The sequence below is a fragment of the Sphingomonas sp. genome, assembly GCF_041661825.1.
Classification (GTDB): domain Bacteria; phylum Pseudomonadota; class Alphaproteobacteria; order Sphingomonadales; family Sphingomonadaceae; genus Sphingomonas.
Genome location: NZ_JBAZTU010000001.1, coordinates 614141 through 631553, shown reverse-complemented (window position 1 = coordinate 631553; position 17413 = coordinate 614141). Strand labels below are relative to the sequence as shown.

The following is a 17413-nucleotide window of genomic DNA, read 5'->3' as shown; positions in this document are numbered from 1 at the left end:
ATATGAACCGCCTGAAAGCTTTCCCGAACGATTCAGGCTCAGCGATTGCCCTTGAATTCCTTCAGATAGGCATTGTCGGTGGACAGGACCATCGATGTCGTCCCCTTGGGCACCGCGCTGCCGTCAGCCCCGAAGGTGAAACGATAGGACTGCATCGCCCGGTAGAAATCGTAGAAGCCGGGGTCCTTGCTGAAGCTTTCGGCATAGATGCGCGCGGCATTGGCATCAGCTTCGGCGCGGATGATCTGCGCTGCCTTCTGGCCCTGGGCGATCGTCGAGGCGCGTTCCTGCTGGCGCGCGGTGCGCATCCGCGCGAGCGCGCTGTCGAGCGGGCTGCCGTCGGGCAGGTCGGCATGCTTGATGCGGACGTCGACGACCTGAACGCCGTACTGGCCGGCGAGGCGCTGCAGGCCGGCCTGGATATTGTCCATCACCTGGCCGCGCTCCGGGCTGAGCAATGCCGCGAACGGGCGCTTGCCGAGTTCGTTGCGCAACGCCGAGCCGAACAGCGGTTGCAGCGCGTCGATCACGCGCTGTTCCGTGTTGGACGAGCTGCCGGTCGAGACGACTGCCTTGAGCGGATCGACGATGCGGAACCGCGCATAGGCGTCCACCTGGAGCCTGAGCTGGTCGGTCGAGATCACCGGCGTATCGTCAAGATCGACGTCCAGCACGCGCTTGTCGACCCAGACGAGCCGGTCGATGAACGGCACGCGCGCGATCAGGCCGGCGCCGGTGCTGCCGAACTTCTCGTTCGGGCGCCAGCGGTTGATGGCGTCGCCGACCGGCTGCTCGAAGCGCAGGATCACGGCCTGCTTGGTCTCGGGCACGATCGCGAAGGTGCTTGCGGCGAGGATCACCAGCAGCATCAGCGAGATGCCGATCGCTACCGGGTTGCGGAAAAGAGTGCTCATTGGCCGCCTCCCTGCACCGGTGCGGGGGTTGTCGCGGCGGCCGCTGGAGCATCGGGCAAACGACGGGCGGTGCCCGACAGCGGCAGATAGGGAACCACGCCGGAGCCTTCGACGATCGTCTTGTCGGTCTTGGCCAGCACGGCCTCCATCGTCTCGTAATACATGCGTCGGCGAGTCACGTCGGGAGCGAGCTTGTACTGTTCGTACACCTTGTCGAACGCAGCGGCTTCGCCCTGGGCATGCGCCAGCACTTGCTGGGCATAGCCGCGCGCCTGGTTGGTCATGCCCTGTGCTTCCTGCTGGGCGGCCGAGACCGACTTGAAGTCGTCCATCACCTGCGACGGGGGCGCAGCCTGCTTGATCGCGACGCCCTGGATGCGGATGCCGGCATTATAGCTGTCGAGGATCTGCTGCATCGTGTCCTGCACGCGTAGCTCGATCGCATTGCGGCCCGATCCGATCGCGTCGTCAAGCGCGGTCGTCGCGATCACGGCGCGCATCGCACTTTCGGCGGTAGCGCGCACCGTCTCGACCGGCTTGGCGATCTGGAAGGCGTAGTCCTGCGGATTGCTGATGTCCCAGCGAACCGAATAGTTGAGATCGACGATGTTCTGGTCTGCGGTGAGCATCAGATTCTCGCCTCCACCGCCATCGGCCGGGAAGGTCTCGGTGTTGATCTTGCGCACATCGACCTTGGTGACGCTGGCGAACGGCGCGGGCGGGGTCAGGCGGATGCCCGGCTCGATCGTGCCGGCATAGCGGCCGAGATAGGTGACGACGCCGCGCTGCTGCGGGCCGATCGCGTGGAAGCTCGTGAAGACCAGCCAGACGAGCACGATCAGGCCGACGCCGATCATCCACAGGGTCCGGGCATTGGGTGTGCCGGGGAGGTGCGGGCGACCGCCGCCCGATCCGTTGCCGCCGCCACCGCCGCGGGCACGGCGCAGGAACTCGTCGAGCGCGCTCGGCCCGGCGCCGCGCGGGCGGCCCTGCGGGGGCACCGACCAGGGGTTGCGCGGGCCGCCGTCATTGCCGTCGCCGGAGCCGCCTCCGGAGCCAGCCTTGTCCGGACCACCGCCGCCCCAGGGGCCTTTGGGATTGTCGGACTGAAGGATGGTGAAGCGCTGTAGCCAGCGGGGAAGGGTCGTCATGACTCCTTTATAGGACCGTAGCGGCGGAAAAACAGTGGCAAGCACCGTTAACCGCCCTATCTGCGCAACGATGACCGATATTGCCGCACTGAACGCCGCCCTCGACCCCATCGCCGGAAAGCGCGCGACCGCGCGGATCGAGGGCGACAAGGCCAGTATCTTCCTCGACGTGACCGGGTTGGACGAGGCCGGACGCGAGGCGATGGAGGCCGATGTGCGCGCCGCAGCCGAGGGTATTCCTGGGATTGCGACCGTCCGGATCGCGCTGACCAGCCAGCGCACACGGCGCCTGCTCATCGCGGTGGCGAGCGGCAAGGGCGGGGTGGGCAAATCGACCGTATCGGCCAATCTCGCCATCGGCCTGCAGGCGCTCGGGCGGCGCGTCGGGCTGGTCGATGCCGATATCTATGGGCCGTCGCAGCCGACGCTGATGGGTGTGCAGGGATCGCGGCCGACCGCGAAGGATAAATTGCTCGAGCCGGTGGCGACGCCGTACGGCGTGCCGCTGCTCTCCATGGGGCAGCTCGTCGCGCCCGACCAGGCGATCGCGTGGCGGGGGCCGATGGCGGCGAATGCGCTCGGCCAGCTGATCGACGCCGACTGGGCCGCGCAAGATACGCTGGTGATCGACCTGCCGCCCGGCACCGGCGACGTGCAGCTCTCGATGATCCAGAAGCACAAGCCGGCGGGTGCGGTGATCGTCTCCACCCCGCAGGACCTGGCGCTGATCGATGCGCGCCGGGCGATCGACCTGTTCGCCAAGGCCGGCGTGCCGGTGATCGGCATCATCGAGAATATGGCGGGTTATATCTGTCCGCATTGCGGCGAGGTATCCGATCCGTTCGGCCGGGGCGGCGCCGAGGCGGCGGCAGAAGAGCTGGGGATCGAGTTCCTCGGCCGGATTCCGCTCGACATGGCGATCCGTTCGGCGTCCGACGCGGGCGTACCGCCGGCCAGCGGGAACGGTGTCGAGTCCCTCGCGTTCTCGGGGATCGCACAGCGTGTGTTCCACTGGATCGAACAGGGAAGATAGGATGCCACTTACCAGCGATGCGGATATCAAGGCGCTGCTCGAAGGGGTGCGCACCATCGCCCTGGTCGGCGCGTCGGACCGGCCCGATCGGCCTTCCTACCGGGTGATGCAGTCGCTGCAGGCGCATGGGTACCGCGTGATTCCGGTCAATCCGCAGATCACCGGCGAGCATATTCACGGCGAGTTCGTGTTCCGTGAGCTGTCGCAGCTCGGTGATCCGATCGACATGGTCGATATCTTCCGCAATTCCGCGGCCGCCGGCGAGGCAGTCGACCAGGCGATCGCGGTTGGCGCCAAATCGGTATGGATGCAGCTTGGTGTGATCAACGAGGAAGCCGCGGCGCGGGCCGAGGCGGCGGGGTTGAAGGTGGTGATGAACCGCTGCCCGGCGATCGAAATTCCCCGGCTCGGCGTGGCGCCGATCACCGACTGAACTTGCGTGAGGGTTGGTGGCACTGCATGATGACCGGGACTTCGGGAGTCGCGGATCATGCTGGCATTGCTCACGATTCTGGCGCTCCAGGCGGCGCCGGCCACCAAGGCCGAGCCTGAACGTTGGTCGATCCTCGTACCCGTTCCGGACGAACCGTGCCGGCCGTCCCGTAAAAACGACAATGCGACCGGAAGCGACACCGCCCAGACCAGCAGCAACGGCGATGTGGTGGTGTGCGGCGACGCGCTGCCGAGCCAGCGGCTGCCGCTCCCCGGGGAAGCCGTGTCCGAGGGGCCGGTGCCCTCCAATCGGGAATTGACCGGCCGTGGCGCGCTTGCGGCGGCGGGGACGCCGTGCGCGGCGCGGCAGGGCGGGTGCCAGACGAGCTTCGGGCCGCCGATCATCCCGATGATCGTGGGCGCGGCCGGGCTGGTGAAGGATGCGCTCAGGAAGCACCCGGACAAATCGGGCCGGATTGCCATTCCCCTCGACGATCCTCAGCCCGCGACGACTGCGGAGCCGGCGAAATGATGGCCGCGGCGCTGCTGATACTGCTCCAGTCGGCCCCGGACGCTGCGATGGAGCGCTACCGCGAGAAGACCGCTGCCGGCCCGCATTGCGCTGCCGCCGCTGACGCGAACGAGGTGACCGTGTGCGGGCGGCGCGATGCCGATCGCTACCGCGTACCCCTGATCGAGCGCGATCCCGCCGACCCGAAGAACGAAGGCGTACCGATGGAACGCGAGCGGATGCTCGCGCGCACCTCCAATTGCGAGGAAAAGTCGATCTTCCTGATCGGATGCGGGAAGGCGGGGGTGTCGGTCGGCACCGGCGGATTCCATCTCGCCGGCGAACGTCCGCTCGCACCCTGAGGGACCGCGCAACCTATTGGTAGCTGGGCGGTTGTGATTCCCATAGGCGAACAGGGGAATTCGACCATGATTGTGCTCACCATGTTGTTGATGGCGGCTCCACCGGTTGCGGATCGCGTGGCGGTGAAGCGGCCCGCTCCCGTGGTGCGCAAGATCAAAGTCGTGCGCAAGGCGCGACGGCTCCGCAAACCCATCTCGATGTCAGTGATCAAGCCGCGGACGCTCGGCTGCGCTGGCGATCCAATCTGCGTCACCGGGAACCCTCAGTCGCGTTATCGCCTGACCTTGCCGCAAACGATGGAGCCGACCACCAAGGACATGGCGTTGGCCGAGGACGGCACGCGCTGCGCGCTGGTCGGCCAGACCATCTGCCCACGCCGGACCCGTACGATCATCCATATGGGCGAAGCGGCGCCGGGGGTGCCGGCATCTGCCGTGATGAAATGACCTCGTCTCAGCCGAGGATGTGCATCCACATCGGCTGACCGGCGAGACTTTGCGAACCGCGTAACTTCTCCAGGGCCTGGGCGACGGCGCGCTCGGGTCCTTCGTGCGTGACGATCGCGACGAGCACGCTGCCGTCGGGCATCGCACCGCGCTGCATCAGGCTTTCGATCGAGACGCCGGCGTCGCGCATCGCTGCGGCGATCTCGGCCAGCACGCCTACCTTGTCGGCGACGGTGAAGCGCACATAAGCGCGGCCGCGGCGTTCGCCCGTGTCAGCCGGCTTGTGCACTGCCAGCGCCTTTGCCGGCATGGCATAGGCCGGGCCGAACTCGCCGCGGGCGATGTCGATCAGGTCGGCGACCACTGCGGACGCAGTCGGGCCGTCGCCCGCGCCGGCGCCCTGGAACAGCAGGCGGCCGACAAAATTGCCCTCGGCCACCACGGCGTTGGTCGCGCCGGTGACGTGCGACAGCGGGTGGCTGGTCGGCACGAGATGCGGATGGACGCGCTGGAACAGCCCGCCCGGACCGTCCTCGGCGATACCGATCAGACGCACACGATAACCGAGCGCCGCTGCCTCGGCGATATCGGCGCCAAGCAGGTGGCGGATGCCGCTGGTGGCGACATCGGCAAAGGCCGGGCGCGTGCCGAAGGCGAGGCTGGCAAGGATCGACAGCTTGTGGGCGGCGTCGACGCCGTCGATGTCGAAGCTGGGATCGGCTTCGGCGAAACCGAGCGCCTGGGCTTCCGCCAGGACTTCGGCGAAGTCGCGGCCTTCAGCTTCCATCTTGGACAGGATGAAATTGCAGGTGCCATTGAGGATGCCGTAGACGCGCGCGATCTCGTTGGCGGCGGCGCCTTCGCGCAGGCCCTTGATGACCGGGATGCCGCCGGCGACCGCTGCCTCGAACTTCAGCGCGACCTTGGCGGCTTCGGCTGCCTCGGCCAGCTCGAGCCCGTGATGGGCGAGCATGGCCTTGTTGGCGGTGACGAAGCTCTTGCCGCCGGCGAGCGTTGCACGGGCAAGGGCGAGGGCCGGGCCGTCCGATCCGCCAACCAGCTCGACGACGACGTCGGCATTCTCGTAATGAGCGAGCGCGCTGGTATCGTCGACCCAGTCGAACCGGGAGATGTCGACACCGCGGTCCTTGGCGCGGTCGCGCGCGGAGACGGCGACGATCTCGATCGGGCGGCCAGCGCGGCGCGCGATCAACGTCCCGTTCGCGTCGATCAGCCGGATCACGCCGCCGCCAACGGTGCCGAGCCCGGCAAGTGCGACGCGTAGCGGTTTGGTCATCAAGGTCCTCCTTGCGGAGGCGCCTAACGGCAGACCGGGGGGTAACGCAATCCTCCCCGGCACGGGGAGGGGGGCCAGCGAAGCTGGTGGAGGGGGGCTTCCTCGGGCGGTGCGCTTGGGGATATCCCCCTCCACTACGCGCTGAAGAAGCGCGTGTGCGAGCGAGATCGTGTCTCCCGGACACGATCTTGGATTGCCGGGGGCAATCCAAAGCTCGCACACCCCCTCCCCGTGCCGGGGAGGAGTAACTTTACTTCTTCACCAGGCCGATCTCGACCAGCCGCTCATGGAGATAATCATGCGCGGTGATCGGGGTTGGGTAGCGGTTCGGGTTTTCCGCGGTGATGCAGCCCGGCAGCGTCTCGATCAGGAAATCGGGCGCCGGGTGCAGGAAGAAGGGCATCGAATAACGCGAATGGCCGCGGCGCTCGGGCGGCGGGTTGACGACGCGGTGGGTGGTCGAGGGCAGGACATGGTTGGTCAGACGCTGGAGCATGTCGCCGACATTGACCACCATCGCGCCCTCGGGCGGACGGATCGCCAGCCAGCGGCCGTCGCGATCGAGCAGTTCCAGCCCGGCCTCCTCGGCGCCGAGCAGCAGGGTGATGAGGTTGATGTCCTCATGCGCACCGGCACGGACGCCCTCGGCATCCAGCGGGATCGGCGGGTAGTGAAGCAGGCGCAGGATCGAGTTGCCGTCCTCGACCGCGTGATCGAACCAGTTGGGCGCGAGTCGCAAATGGCGCGCGATCGCCGAGAGCAGCCGGTCACCGGCCCGGTCGAACGCGGTGAACAGCTCAAGGAAGGTCGATTCGAAGCCCTCGGGCCGGGTGGGCCAGATATTGGCAGGCATGTCCCCGGCGAAACGGTGATCGGAGGGAAGCTGGCGCCCGACATGCCAGAATTCCTTCAGGTCGACATGCTTGGCGTCCTTGGCGATCTCCGTCTTGAACGGCGTGTAACCGCGCTGGCCGCCGCCGGCCGGGGTGAAATAGCTGCGCTTTTCCTCTTCGGGCAGCGCAAACAGTTCGGCGGTCTCTTTCCAGGCGCGGTGGATCAGGTCCTGCGGGATGCCGTGATCGGCGATGACCGCGAAGCCAAAGCGTTCGAACGAGCCGCCGAGCGCGGCCGCGAAGGCATCGGGATCGGCCACGTCGTCGTTGAGCGAGAGCGCGGGAACCTGGGCGGAAGGGGTATCGAGCATGACTGGTGTCCGTGATGGGGGATGGACCATGATAGCGTCATCCCCGGGACACGAACAGTGCGGGGATCGGGAGGTTCCGCCTGCGCAGCCTCAAATCGCGTGGGGCAGCTACAACCGATCTGGGGCTGAAAGCGGATTGCGGAACTGCTTTGGATCAAGGAGTCTGCCAGGACGCGATCCTCATCGCATGGACAGTCAGTCGAAAGGACGGCGCCATGATCAGGCATTCCGTTTCCCGTCGTTCCCTGCTTGCCGGCGCAGCGTTGGCAGCGGTCGCGCTCGAGGTGCCGTCATTCGCGATGGCAGCCGACCCAAAGCGGAAAACGACGCTGACGGCGGCGCAGGCCCTGGCGAAGCTGAAGGCTGGCAACGCCGATTTCGTCGCCGACAAGCCGACTGAATCGGACCTTTCGACCGAGCGGCGTCTCGCCATCGCGGAAGGTCAGGAGCCGTTTGCGACCGTCGTGTGCTGCTCGGATTCCCGTGTCGGACCCGAGCAGCTGTTCGGTGCGGGGCTCGGAGAGCTGTTCGTGGTGCGGTCGGCGGGCAATACGCTCGATGTCACCGGGATCGGGTCCGTCGAATATTCCGTCGGTCAGCTCGGCGTGCCGCTGATCGTGGTGCTGGGGCACGAGAAATGCGGGGCGGTCGATGCCGCGGTCGATCTCGTCCTGCGCGATACGCTGTTCCCGGGCGCCATCGGCGACATGATCGAGCCGATCATCCCCGCGGTGCTGACCGCGCAACGGATGAAATCGGATGAAAGCCTGGTCGAACGCTCGATCGAGGAGAATGTCAGGCGCGTGGTCGAGCGGCTGCGGCGTTACGCCGAGCCGGTATTGCTCGAGCCGCAGCGTGCGGGAAAACTGCTGATCGCCGGCGCGGTCTATTCGCTCAAGACGGGTGCGGTGCGCTGGCTCGAAAGCTGAGCATCACCTTGCGTCCGAACTGAAGCGATGATGCGCGCGCCTAGTTGAGGGTGATGACGCCCTTCGACTTGTCGCTGCCGTCGGCGGTCAATTCCATCTTGAACGGTTTCTTCTCGTCGGTCGTGCCGGTCAGGCCGTTGCCGTTCGGCACGACGTTGAAGCCCGCGCCGTTGAGCTTCTGCTGGAACCAGTCGCGCACCGTCGCCGGGGCGGCCGGGCTCTGGAAGGAGACGCGGACACTGTCCTTGTCGTCGCTCTTGCCGGCCTCGTCATGCGACTCGACATTCATCCCGGAAATGGTCGAGCCCGGATAGAGGCGCACGCCGTTCATCTCGAAATCGTCGGCGTCGAGATGGATCTTGGGCAGGTTGAGCTTGCCCGAGAAGCCGGGCACGTTGATCGCGACCGCACCGGTATTCCCGTCCATGCTCGCCACGACGTTGCCGTCGGAATCGGTACTGTTGATCGAGATGGAGGTGCCCGTCTTCGAATCGTCGCAGGCGGACAGCGTGGTGGCGAGGAGGATCGCAGCAGCCAGGGGACGATACATGAGGTGGTCTCCAAGGGTGAATTAGTCAGGTAATACACTAAAGCCGAAGGCGGCGAGCGTCAAGCATTTCCCGCTAAACTGGGGGTGACCTTCGCAAGCGCATCTGCGACAGGCCACCGCATGACTGCCGCCTCGTCTCCCGACTCCCGCAATACGGCACCGTTCGGCTTTCGCGAATTCGTCGTGATGGTCGCGTCGCTGATGGCGCTGGGCGCGATCGGGGTCGACACGATGCTGCCTGCGCTGCCGGCGATCGGCGAGCGGCTGGGCGTCGCGACCGAGAATGAGCGGCAATATGTCATCGCGATCTACCTGATCGGGCTCGGTGCGGGGCAGTTGATCCATGGGCCGCTGGCCGACCGGTTCGGACGACGGCCGGTGATGATGTGGGCGCTGTTCCTCTACGGTGTCGGCAATGCCGTGGCGGCGGTGTCGGGCAGCTTCCATCTGCTACTGCTCGCCCGGCTGCTCGGGGGCGTCGCGGTGGCGGCGACGCGGGTGGTGACGATTGCGATCGTGCGCGACTGCTATTCAGGGCGGCCGATGGCACGGGTGATGAGCCTTGCGATCATCGTCTTCATGATCGCGCCGGTGCTCGCGCCGACCCTGGGGCAATTCATCCTGTTCTTCGGGTCGTGGCGGCTGATCTTCAGCGTGATCGCAGTGTTGACCGCGATCGTGCTGGTCTGGTTCGCGCTGCGCATGCCCGAGACATTGGCCGGCGAGCGTGTGCCCTTCTCCGTCGGGCGTCTGGCGGAGGGCTATCGCACGACGCTCACCGATCGCTGGTCGCTCGGCTATACGCTGGCGGGTACCGCGCTGCAGGGCGCGCTGTTCGGCTATATCACGTCGGTGCAGCAGATCGTGACGACGGTGTTCGATGCGGAGAAGCATCTGAACCTCGTCTTCGCCGGTACTGCGGGCATGATGGCGGCCGCGAACCTGCTCAACTCGCGCCTGGTGATGCGGCTCGGCTCGCGATTCCTGTCGCACAGTGCCGTGGTGTTCCTGATCCTGATTTCGACGGTGAATGTGGCGAACTGGTTCCTCGGCGGCGAGAGCCTGATCCTGTTCGTCATCCTGCAGGCACTGACCATGGGCTGTTTCGGCCTGGCCAACGCGAATTTCAACGCGATGGCGATGCAGGACATGGGCGAGATCGCCGGCACGGCCTCCAGCATTCAGGGCTTCATCAGCGTGACCTTCGGCGCGGTGATCGGCATGTCGATCGGCCAGTCCTTTGCGGGAACGACCCTGCCGCTGCATGTCGGCACGCTGTGCTGCGCGCTGGTTACCCTCGCCGTCATCGCCGTGACCGAGCGCGGCAGGCTGTTCCGGCCGCATTGAGCGCGCTTCGTCGCAAGACGGGGGAACCGCTTTGATGTAGTCTCGTTCGCCTGAATGACTCCGCGATTCCGCGGAGCCTGAGCGAGTCCGCGATTCCGCGGCTGGGAGACGGACGATGAGCATGGGCGGCTATCAGGTGCCTGGCGAAGGCACCGGCGACGACGGTTTCGACGAGGAAGGCTATGACGAGAGCCAGCGGGCGGAGATCCTCGAGGTCACGCGCGACGGCCCGACCGACGGCACGATCCTGACCGATCTCAGCCCGGACATCGGCGACGACGATGACGACGACGATCCCGAGATGGAGAGCGACGAGATCGGCGATGAAGACCCCGATGCCGACGAGGATGAGGACGATCTCGTCGAGGACGAACTCCAGGAGGATTTCGACGACGACGATGTCGACGAGGAAGATCTGGGCGATGCGGACGACGCGACGCTGAGGCCCTGATGATTCCTGGGTGGGCGGATTGACCGGCCCTCCCGGTGCTGAATAGGATCGTCAGCGGAGGGAATTCCGCCATGCCGACCGACCCCCGCACCGACGCCTATATCGAGAAGCAGGCCGACTTCGCGAAGCCGATCCTTCGGCACATCCGCGCGCGGATGCACGCGGCTTTGCCCGAGGTGGTCGAGACGGTGAAATGGAGCCGGCCATTCTTCGATTACAAGGGGCATCCGCTGGCGATCATGTCCGGGTTCAAGGCGCATGCGAGTTTCGGTTTCTGGCGTCGCGACGCGCTGAGGACGGGCCAGGAAGGCGAGGCGATGGGGCAGTTCGGGCGGCTGACCTCCGTTGCCGATCTGCCGGATGACGCGGAACTCGATGAGATGATCCGGGCGGCTGCCGCACTCGTCGATGCGGGCGAAGGGGCCATCAAGCGCAAGGCCAAGCCGGCAAAGGCCGAACCGGGCGTCCCGCCGGAACTCGCCGAGGCGCTGGCAGGGGACGCCGCCGCTACGGCCACGTTCGATGGCTTCCCGCCGAGTTGCCGCCGCGAATATTGTGAATGGATCGGGGAAGCCAAGCGCCCGGAGACCAAGGCCAGGCGCGTGGCGGAAGCGATCGGCATGCTGCGCGAGGGCAAAAGGCGGCATTGGAAATATGAACCGTGACGGGTGCGCGCGATCCGGCCCGTCTGAAGCTTCCGCAGCGCCCGATCTAAACGTTTCGTTGAGAGCCGCTTCCCGCGGAATATGCTTCAAGGCGCCTCGAGGTTCATCAGAGGAGTCGGGTCCCGTGACGCTCACCGCTACGCAGCAGTCAGCCTATAACGACATCCATGGCAAGCTGGACAGTTCAGGCTGGTTCAACACCGTCACCCATGACGAGGTGAACGACGTCGCCGCGCGGCTCAAGGGCCTGAGTGCGGCCGATGCCGATGCCGTGATCGACGAGATGCAACGCACCGGCGAACTCGCTCGCTTCGCCTCCGAGGCGGTCGACGGGTCGTGGTTCGGCAATGGCGGCTACAGCGATGGCGAGCGGCGCGACCTGTTCACCGACCTTGCAGGCAAACTCGACGGCAACAGCCTTGCCAGCGTGAGCAACGCCTTCGCGAAGGCGTCGGGCGGCGAGGACGGCTATAACCGCGTCGGCGAACTGGCCGATGCCGTCTCCACCCACGCCGCCGCGTCGACCAAGGTCGACTATGTGAAGGCGCTGGCCGGCCAGACCGACGGCAAGGGCCTGACCGGCACGACCTTCGGCGGATCCTGGTCGCGTGAGGTGGACGCGGAGGCCTCGGCGATCGGCAAGGTGATCGGATCGATGCGCGGCGCCCAGGCCGAGGCCGCACTGGGTGCGCTCAGCCAGGACCAGCTCCGCGCGGTGCTGAACACCGGCATCGACCAGAGCAACCAGTTCTCGCAGAGCGGCGTCATCACCAGCTTCGATGCCAAGGGCTTCCAGTCAGTGATGAATGCGGCCGCCAGCATCTCGGACGCCGACCTCAAGGCGCGGATCTTCGATGCGGGCGCCGATGCGCTGCGCACCGTGCGCGACACCCAGGCAGTCGGCCTGGGCCAGAATTCACCCGACCGGAACGCGACGCTATCCGCCGTCACCGATTCGATAACGAAGCTGCTCGACAGCGACACTACCGGCATCACCCGCGAGTTGACCTACAATACCGAGACCCAGGACGGATCGGACCTGGCCGCCTATGCCCAGGTGATGATCGCCGATCACAAGGAAGCGAAGCTTGGCGAGCAGATGGCGAAGCTTCAGTTCGGCAACGACCTGCAAGGAGACCCGATCGCCCGGCTCAACCAGACGACGACGGTCAACGGGCAGGAACGCCGCGAGAATGCCGGTACGCTTGGTTATTTCACCGGAGCGATCTACGCCGGTGCCGCTGCCAATTCGAAGGATGTGAAAGCGCAGCAGGAGGTAGTGACGGCAGTGCTGAAATCGGTGCTCACCGTGGTCGACAAGGCAGGCGTTGGCGGCAGGGCCGTCGGCACCGCGGCGAGCGTCGGCAAGGAATGGGTGCAGTTCGCGGTGCGCGCCGCGATCGCCGATCCCGGCGCGACGGCAGCGCAGAAACTGGAGCGAGCGGCCCTGCCGCAAGATCCGAAGAGCGGCGAGCTTGGTGTGGGCGATCCGGTCGCCGATGCGTTCAACACGGCGCTGAGCCGCGTGCAGCGCACCGCAGAGCCGTGATTGGTCGACACCTCTGGTTGATGGGGCCATTTGCCGCCTTGATGCTGGCCGCATGCCAGAAGGAACCGACCGCCATGACCCTGCCCGACCCGCCAGCACCGATCGTCCGGCCGGCGGAATATGCGTTCGGCGACCATATCGCGAGTGCCGAGGAGCATCTGGTCGGACAGATCGACCAGTCGCTCCGTGGGCGCTTCGACAAGCCGGTCGAGGCGCATCTCAGCGCGCCTGCCGAGACCGATTTCGCGGCGGTGCGCCGTTGGTATGGCGAGCGGGCCGAGGGGTGGCAGGCATTGCCCGATGTCGAGGCGGTCGCCAGGGCCGGTGGCGGGCAGGGGTTCGGCTTTGCGCGCGACGGCCAGGCCTTTGTGATGCTGTGGCTGGCGCCCGACGCGGCGAAGGGCGCGAGCCCGGTCACCATCCTGCGTTACGGGAAGCCCGGCTAGAATCCACGCTTGTCGCGCAGCTCTTTCATGTTATGGTGTAACGTCACTACAACAAGGGAGGACCTGATGAGCGCACGAGCCCTGGCCTATCGGCAATCACGCGTCGACGATTCCGAGCCGCTGTCGGCGTTGAACATCACCCCGCTGATCGACGTGCTGCTGGTGCTGATCGTGACGATGATCATCACCATCCCGATGATGACGCACAAGGTCCCCATCGACCTGCCGACAGGCGGCATTCCCACCACCGAAACCAATGTGATCCACCGGATCGATCTCAACGCGGCTGGCCAGATCGCACTCGACGGCACACCCGTCGACCTGGTCGGGCTGCGGTCGCGGCTCGATGCGATCCGGGCCGATCCCAACGTCCAGCTGCAATTCAGCACTGACGGCGCGGCGCGCTACGAGCGGTTCGACCAGACGCTCGCGGTGATCAAACGCGCCGGCATCACCAGGCTCGGCTTTGTCGGAAACGAGCGGTTCCGGAATTTCGACGCGGTCGAGTAGCGTTCGGCGAACGGGGTTGTCGGGGAACGTTGCCGCGTGGCACGGCGTTGGGGCGTTCCCCTGCAATCGACAAGGCTTTCTTCCCATGCGGTATTTCGTCGTGCTCCCATTGCTCCTCGCGGCAGGCTGCTCGCCCGACAAGCCCGTCGACAATGCGGTCGATATCAATGCGGCCGCGGAGCAGGCGCAGGGCAGCGTCGACGCCTATGCCAACAGCCAGGCGAATGAGACTGCGCCGGTTGCCGAGGCTGCGCCGGGCGCGGTGGCGACGCCCGCACCCCTGGCCCCGCCCGAGCCCGGCACGCCCGGCGGCTTGCCCGATGATCGCACGCCGATCTCCGAGGCGCCCTTCACCCCCGACAGCGCGCAGGGCGCGGCGAACGTGGTTCAGATTTACTATGCGCTGCTTGGCGAGGGCAAATACCGCCAAGCCTGGGCGCTGTGGGACGATGGCGGCAAGGCATCGGGGATGAGCGCCGACGCGTTCGTCGCCAGTTTCGCTAAATATTCCGAGTATCACGCCAATATCGGCGCGCCGGGCGAGATCGATGCGGGTGCCGGGCAGCGCTATGTCACGGTGCCGGTGCAGGTTTACGGCCGGCTGAAGCAGAGTGCGACGCCGGTCTATATGCTCGGCAGCGTCACGCTGCACCGCGTTGGCGATATCGACGGTGCCACTGCGGCACAAAAGAGCTGGCATATCCGCAGCGCCGATATCAAGCCGCGCCCGGGCGGGAAGGCGACGCCGGTCGCCGGCGATGCGGCGCCCGAGGTCGTCACGGCCAGCTATCGCTGCGTCGATGGCAGCCGGCTCAATGTCCGCTTCGATAATGGCGCGGACACGGCGACGGTGCGGTCAGGTGGCAAAGTGCTCGCGGTGCTCAAGGGTCAGCGGCCGGCCTCGGGCATCTGGTATGCCGCGCGGGGTTACGAGTTGCGCGGCAAGGGGCAGGACGCCACCTTCACCCAGCCGAAAATGCCGCCGCTGGCGTGCCGCTCGAACCAATAGAGACTTCGTCATACCGGACTTGTTCCGGCATCCATGTCTCCGCGAATGCAACATCTGTTGCGTTGCGGCGCGATGGACCCCGGAACAGGTCCGGGGTGACGGTTGTGGGTGGGCAAAGGCCTGCTTCGCATGCCAGCATAGAATGCTCTCCCGCGACATTCGGCCCATGCTAGGCTCGCCGGATCATTTCTCGGATCCCGCTCATGCCGACTCTCCTGCTTCTCGTCGCCTCCAACTGCTTCATGACGATCGCCTGGTACTGGCATCTGAAGGGCGGGATGACCAAGCCGCTGATCTGGGTGATCCTGATCAGCTGGGGCATTGCGCTGTTCGAATATTGCCTTGCCGTTCCGGCCAATCGGCTCGGCTATGCCTCGGGCTGGAGCGGTGGGCAGCTCAAGGTCGCGCAGGAGGTGATCACGCTGCTGGTGTTCGGCGTGTTCATGGTCGCGGTGCTGGGCGAGCCGCTGAGCTGGCGCCATGCGGGTGCCTTCCTCTGCCTGATCGGCGCTGCTGCCTTCCTGTTCGCGGGGCGTTAGTTCGCGTTCAGGGCGGCGGCGAGAGCGACGAGATCGCTGTTCTGGACGGCTTCTCCGGTCGCGTCGGTCGGCGCAGTGATGGCGGCCTGATTGTCGGGCTGTCGGGACGGGGCGTATCCGGCGACGTCAACCGCAGTCCACAAGATGCCGCCCGCCCAGATCAAGGCCGCCCAACGGCTTCGGAAGAGTCTGGCGAAGGGCATTGGCGCATGATGGAGCGCAGGCGGTTAAGGCCGTCCTCGCCGCCATGGTAAATGCGCACTGCCTATTTCGGCCGTTTTTCCCTGCTCGACTGAAGCTGCGCCTCGTTCGCCGCCGCTGCCATGGCGTTTGCGGATTTCGACGCCGCGTCAGGCGTGAAGGAAACGGCGAGGCCATCGGGCCCGTCGAGCATCACTTCCCCTTCCTCCGCGGTCACCGTGGTGGGGATGTCATGGACCTTGATCGACATGGCGAAATAACCTTTCCCGGATTAACAAAAACGCAGGCGCGACCGGGACGGTTCCGATAAGGTGTGGGCATGTACACGCGAAATTTCCTGAAAACCCACCAGACCCCGAAACTTAGCGATGCCGAAGCGGCGTCGCTGGAGGCGGCGGTAGGCCGCACCGCGGAGTTCCGCGCGAAGCAGATCATCGTGCGCCAGCAGGTGCCGCTGAGCCAGTGCACGCTGTTGTTGGAAGGGTTCGTCGAGCGCTACAAGGACACGGCGGAGGGGCGGCGCCAGATCCTGGCGATCCATGTGCCGGGCGATTTCGTCGATCTGCACAGTTATCCGTTGAAGCGGCTCGAACATTCGGTCGCGGCGCTGACCGCAGTGAAAGTGGCATTGTTCCCGCACCCGGCGATCCGTGCACTGACCGAGCAATCCTCGACGCTGACGGAACTGCTGTGGCGTTCGACCCTGATCGATGCGGCAATCAACCGCGAATGGATCGTCTCGGTTGGCGCGCGCTCGGCCGCGGTGCGGCTCGCGCACCTGTTCTGCGAGATGTACATGCGGCTCGAACGCGTGGGCCTTACCGACGGCCTCCGCTTCGCCTTCCCGCTGACTCAGATCGATCTGGCCGACGCCACCGGGCTGACCCCCGTCCATGCCAACCGCATGCTGCGCCAGTTGCGTGAGCAGGGGCTAGTCGAGTTTCGCGCGGGCAGTGCCACGATCCTCGACTGGCCCGGACTGCGGAGCTTCGCCGAGTTCGATCCGGGATATCTGTTCCTGGATTGACCCTGCTCGCCTCCCCCGGAGGGGAAGGGCCCCAGATCAACGAGCGTCCCCACCCAGATAATGGGTCTGCGCTGCGTCGGTCGCATTGACGGCGAGGATCGAGCGCGCGTCGCCGGGCGGGCGGGGGCGGCCCTTGCGGTCGCCGGCCGCGTGGATCACGCGGTCGAGCAGTTCCTGTCCCTCGCTCCACCAGCCGATCCCGCTGGCCGCGTTGATATGGCCCTGCTCGCCCGCATCGACGAAATGGCTGCCCCATGTCGCCGCGAGACTGTGCGCGCGTTCGATCGTGATCCACGGATCGTCGCGGCTGGCGACGAGGATCGACGGGAAGGGCAATGGCGCGATCGGCGTCGGCGCGAACGCCTGCAGGTCGCTCTGTGCATCGGGGCGATCGACATCGGCCGGTGCGACGAGCAGGGCGCCGGCAACCGGCCAGCCATAGGGCTGGCGCGTCAGTTCCGCCCACCAGGCGACGGCGAGACAGCCAAGGCTATGGGCGGCAAGGATGACCGGTGCCTGGGCCGAGCGGATCGCCTGGTCGAGCTTGGTGACCCAGGCGTTGCGATGCGGGGTATTCCACATGCCGAGTTCGACGCGAACCGTATCCGGCCGAGCGCTTTCCCACAGGCTTTGCCAGTGCGAAGGTCCGGATCCGCCCAGACCGGGGACGGTCAGGATTGTCGGTTGGGCCGGGTCGTGGGGCGAAAAGCTTCCCATGATGCGCACTCCTTGAAGCGGGGCCTTGAAGAGGCGAGAGGCGTGGCCGCGCGAAGCTCTAGGGGACGCCGGGCGACCACGCCTCCCAAGGTGAAAAGTTATTCCTACTATTTAGATAGGCA

The 17413-nt window shown here is 66.2% G+C and carries 23 protein-coding genes; 15 read left to right on the top strand and 8 right to left on the bottom strand.

Going from position 1 to position 17413, the window contains the following annotated elements; genetic code table 11:
* Positions 1–38: 38 nt before the first annotated feature.
* Both hflC and hflK read right to left on the bottom strand, forming a co-directional pair.
* Positions 39–914: a protease modulator HflC gene (hflC, locus tag WC729_RS02780; RefSeq protein ID WP_372849294.1), complete on the bottom strand. Its 876-nt coding sequence runs from the start codon at positions 912–914 to the stop codon at positions 39–41.
* On the bottom strand, positions 911–2065 hold the full coding sequence (gene hflK / locus WC729_RS02775; RefSeq protein ID WP_372849292.1) for a protease modulator HflK: 1155 nt from the start codon (positions 2063–2065) through the stop codon (positions 911–913). The genes hflC and hflK overlap by 4 nt, the downstream gene beginning before the upstream one ends.
* 70 nt (positions 2066–2135) lie before the next feature.
* On the opposite strand from hflK, the gene WC729_RS02770 reads away from it, so the two are divergent.
* The 5 genes from WC729_RS02770 (at position 2136) to WC729_RS02750 (ending at position 4850) form a co-directional block, all read left to right on the top strand.
* Positions 2136–3098, top strand: a complete 963-nt coding sequence (locus tag WC729_RS02770) for an Mrp/NBP35 family ATP-binding protein (protein ID WP_372849290.1) — start codon at positions 2136–2138, stop codon at positions 3096–3098.
* Between the two features lies 1 nt (position 3099).
* Positions 3100–3531, top strand: a complete 432-nt coding sequence (locus tag WC729_RS02765) for a CoA-binding protein (protein WP_372849288.1) — start codon at positions 3100–3102, stop codon at positions 3529–3531.
* Positions 3532–3588: 57 nt separating this feature from the next.
* Positions 3589–4062, top strand: coding sequence for a hypothetical protein (locus WC729_RS02760; protein ID WP_372849286.1), 474 nt, complete (start codon positions 3589–3591; stop codon positions 4060–4062).
* Complete coding sequence (locus WC729_RS02755) at positions 4059–4403, top strand: hypothetical protein (RefSeq protein WP_372849284.1); 345 nt, start codon at positions 4059–4061, stop codon at positions 4401–4403. Before WC729_RS02760 ends, WC729_RS02755 begins: the two co-directional genes overlap by 4 nt.
* Positions 4404–4469: 66 nt before the next feature.
* A complete protein-coding gene (locus WC729_RS02750; protein ID WP_372849282.1) occupies positions 4470–4850 on the top strand; it encodes a hypothetical protein in 381 nt (126 codons plus the stop codon).
* Positions 4851–4857: 7 nt separating this feature from the next.
* Here WC729_RS02750 and WC729_RS02745 read toward each other — a convergent pair whose 3' ends face one another.
* Complete coding sequence (locus WC729_RS02745) at positions 4858–6147, bottom strand: homoserine dehydrogenase (RefSeq protein ID WP_372849280.1); 1290 nt, start codon at positions 6145–6147, stop codon at positions 4858–4860.
* Between the two features lie 250 nt (positions 6148–6397).
* Positions 6398–7351, bottom strand: a complete 954-nt coding sequence (locus tag WC729_RS02740; protein ID WP_372849278.1) for an isopenicillin N synthase family dioxygenase — start codon at positions 7349–7351, stop codon at positions 6398–6400.
* 215 nt (positions 7352–7566) lie between these two features.
* Between WC729_RS02740 and WC729_RS02735 the strand changes: the two genes are divergently transcribed.
* Positions 7567–8280, top strand: a complete 714-nt coding sequence (locus WC729_RS02735) for a carbonic anhydrase (RefSeq protein ID WP_372849276.1) — start codon at positions 7567–7569, stop codon at positions 8278–8280.
* A 40-nt stretch (positions 8281–8320) separates the two neighbouring features.
* Here WC729_RS02735 and WC729_RS02730 read toward each other — a convergent pair whose 3' ends face one another.
* Positions 8321–8830 carry a hypothetical protein gene (locus WC729_RS02730; protein ID WP_372849274.1) on the bottom strand — a complete coding sequence of 170 codons (510 nt, stop codon included), beginning with the start codon at positions 8828–8830 and terminating at the stop codon, positions 8321–8323.
* Between the two features lie 120 nt (positions 8831–8950).
* On the opposite strand from WC729_RS02730, the gene WC729_RS02725 reads away from it, so the two are divergent.
* From WC729_RS02725 to WC729_RS02690, 8 genes are all read left to right on the top strand, one after another.
* Positions 8951–10177: a multidrug effflux MFS transporter gene (locus tag WC729_RS02725; RefSeq protein WP_372849272.1), complete on the top strand. Its 1227-nt coding sequence runs from the start codon at positions 8951–8953 to the stop codon at positions 10175–10177.
* 121 nt (positions 10178–10298) lie between these two features.
* A complete protein-coding gene (locus tag WC729_RS02720; RefSeq protein ID WP_372850981.1) occupies positions 10299–10628 on the top strand; it encodes a DNA primase in 330 nt (109 codons plus the stop codon).
* Positions 10629–10699: 71 nt separating this feature from the next.
* The gene (locus tag WC729_RS02715; protein ID WP_372849270.1) at positions 10700–11293 is read left to right on the top strand and encodes a YdeI family protein; all 594 of its coding nucleotides are present in this window, start codon (positions 10700–10702) and stop codon (positions 11291–11293) included.
* Between the two features lie 124 nt (positions 11294–11417).
* Complete coding sequence (locus WC729_RS02710) at positions 11418–12842, top strand: hypothetical protein (protein WP_372849268.1); 1425 nt, start codon at positions 11418–11420, stop codon at positions 12840–12842.
* Between the two features lie 41 nt (positions 12843–12883).
* Complete coding sequence (locus WC729_RS02705; RefSeq protein WP_372849267.1) at positions 12884–13288, top strand: hypothetical protein; 405 nt, start codon at positions 12884–12886, stop codon at positions 13286–13288.
* Positions 13289–13354: 66 nt separating this feature from the next.
* Positions 13355–13798 carry an ExbD/TolR family protein gene (locus tag WC729_RS02700; RefSeq protein ID WP_372849265.1) on the top strand — a complete coding sequence of 148 codons (444 nt, stop codon included), beginning with the start codon at positions 13355–13357 and terminating at the stop codon, positions 13796–13798.
* An 85-nt stretch (positions 13799–13883) separates the two neighbouring features.
* Positions 13884–14807 (top strand): MliC family protein, encoded by a 924-nt coding sequence (locus WC729_RS02695; protein ID WP_372849263.1) that lies wholly within the window; start codon positions 13884–13886, stop codon positions 14805–14807.
* A gap of 203 nt (positions 14808–15010) precedes the next feature.
* Positions 15011–15346 (top strand): DMT family protein, encoded by a 336-nt coding sequence (locus WC729_RS02690; protein WP_372849261.1) that lies wholly within the window; start codon positions 15011–15013, stop codon positions 15344–15346.
* On the opposite strand, the gene WC729_RS02685 is transcribed toward WC729_RS02690, so the two are convergent.
* Positions 15343–15489 carry a hypothetical protein gene (locus WC729_RS02685; protein ID WP_372849259.1) on the bottom strand — a complete coding sequence of 49 codons (147 nt, stop codon included), beginning with the start codon at positions 15487–15489 and terminating at the stop codon, positions 15343–15345. The genes WC729_RS02690 and WC729_RS02685 overlap by 4 nt on opposite strands.
* Before the next feature lie 122 nt (positions 15490–15611).
* Positions 15612–15797, bottom strand: coding sequence for a hypothetical protein (locus WC729_RS02680; protein ID WP_372849257.1), 186 nt, complete (start codon positions 15795–15797; stop codon positions 15612–15614).
* Between the two features lie 69 nt (positions 15798–15866).
* Here WC729_RS02680 and WC729_RS02675 point away from each other — a divergent pair, with 69 nt between their 5' ends.
* Positions 15867–16574 carry a Crp/Fnr family transcriptional regulator gene (locus tag WC729_RS02675; RefSeq protein WP_372849255.1) on the top strand — a complete coding sequence of 236 codons (708 nt, stop codon included), beginning with the start codon at positions 15867–15869 and terminating at the stop codon, positions 16572–16574.
* Between the two features lie 36 nt (positions 16575–16610).
* On the opposite strand, the gene WC729_RS02670 is transcribed toward WC729_RS02675, so the two are convergent.
* Positions 16611–17291, bottom strand: coding sequence for an RBBP9/YdeN family alpha/beta hydrolase (locus WC729_RS02670; RefSeq protein ID WP_372849253.1), 681 nt, complete (start codon positions 17289–17291; stop codon positions 16611–16613).
* Positions 17292–17413: the final 122 nt, after the last annotated feature.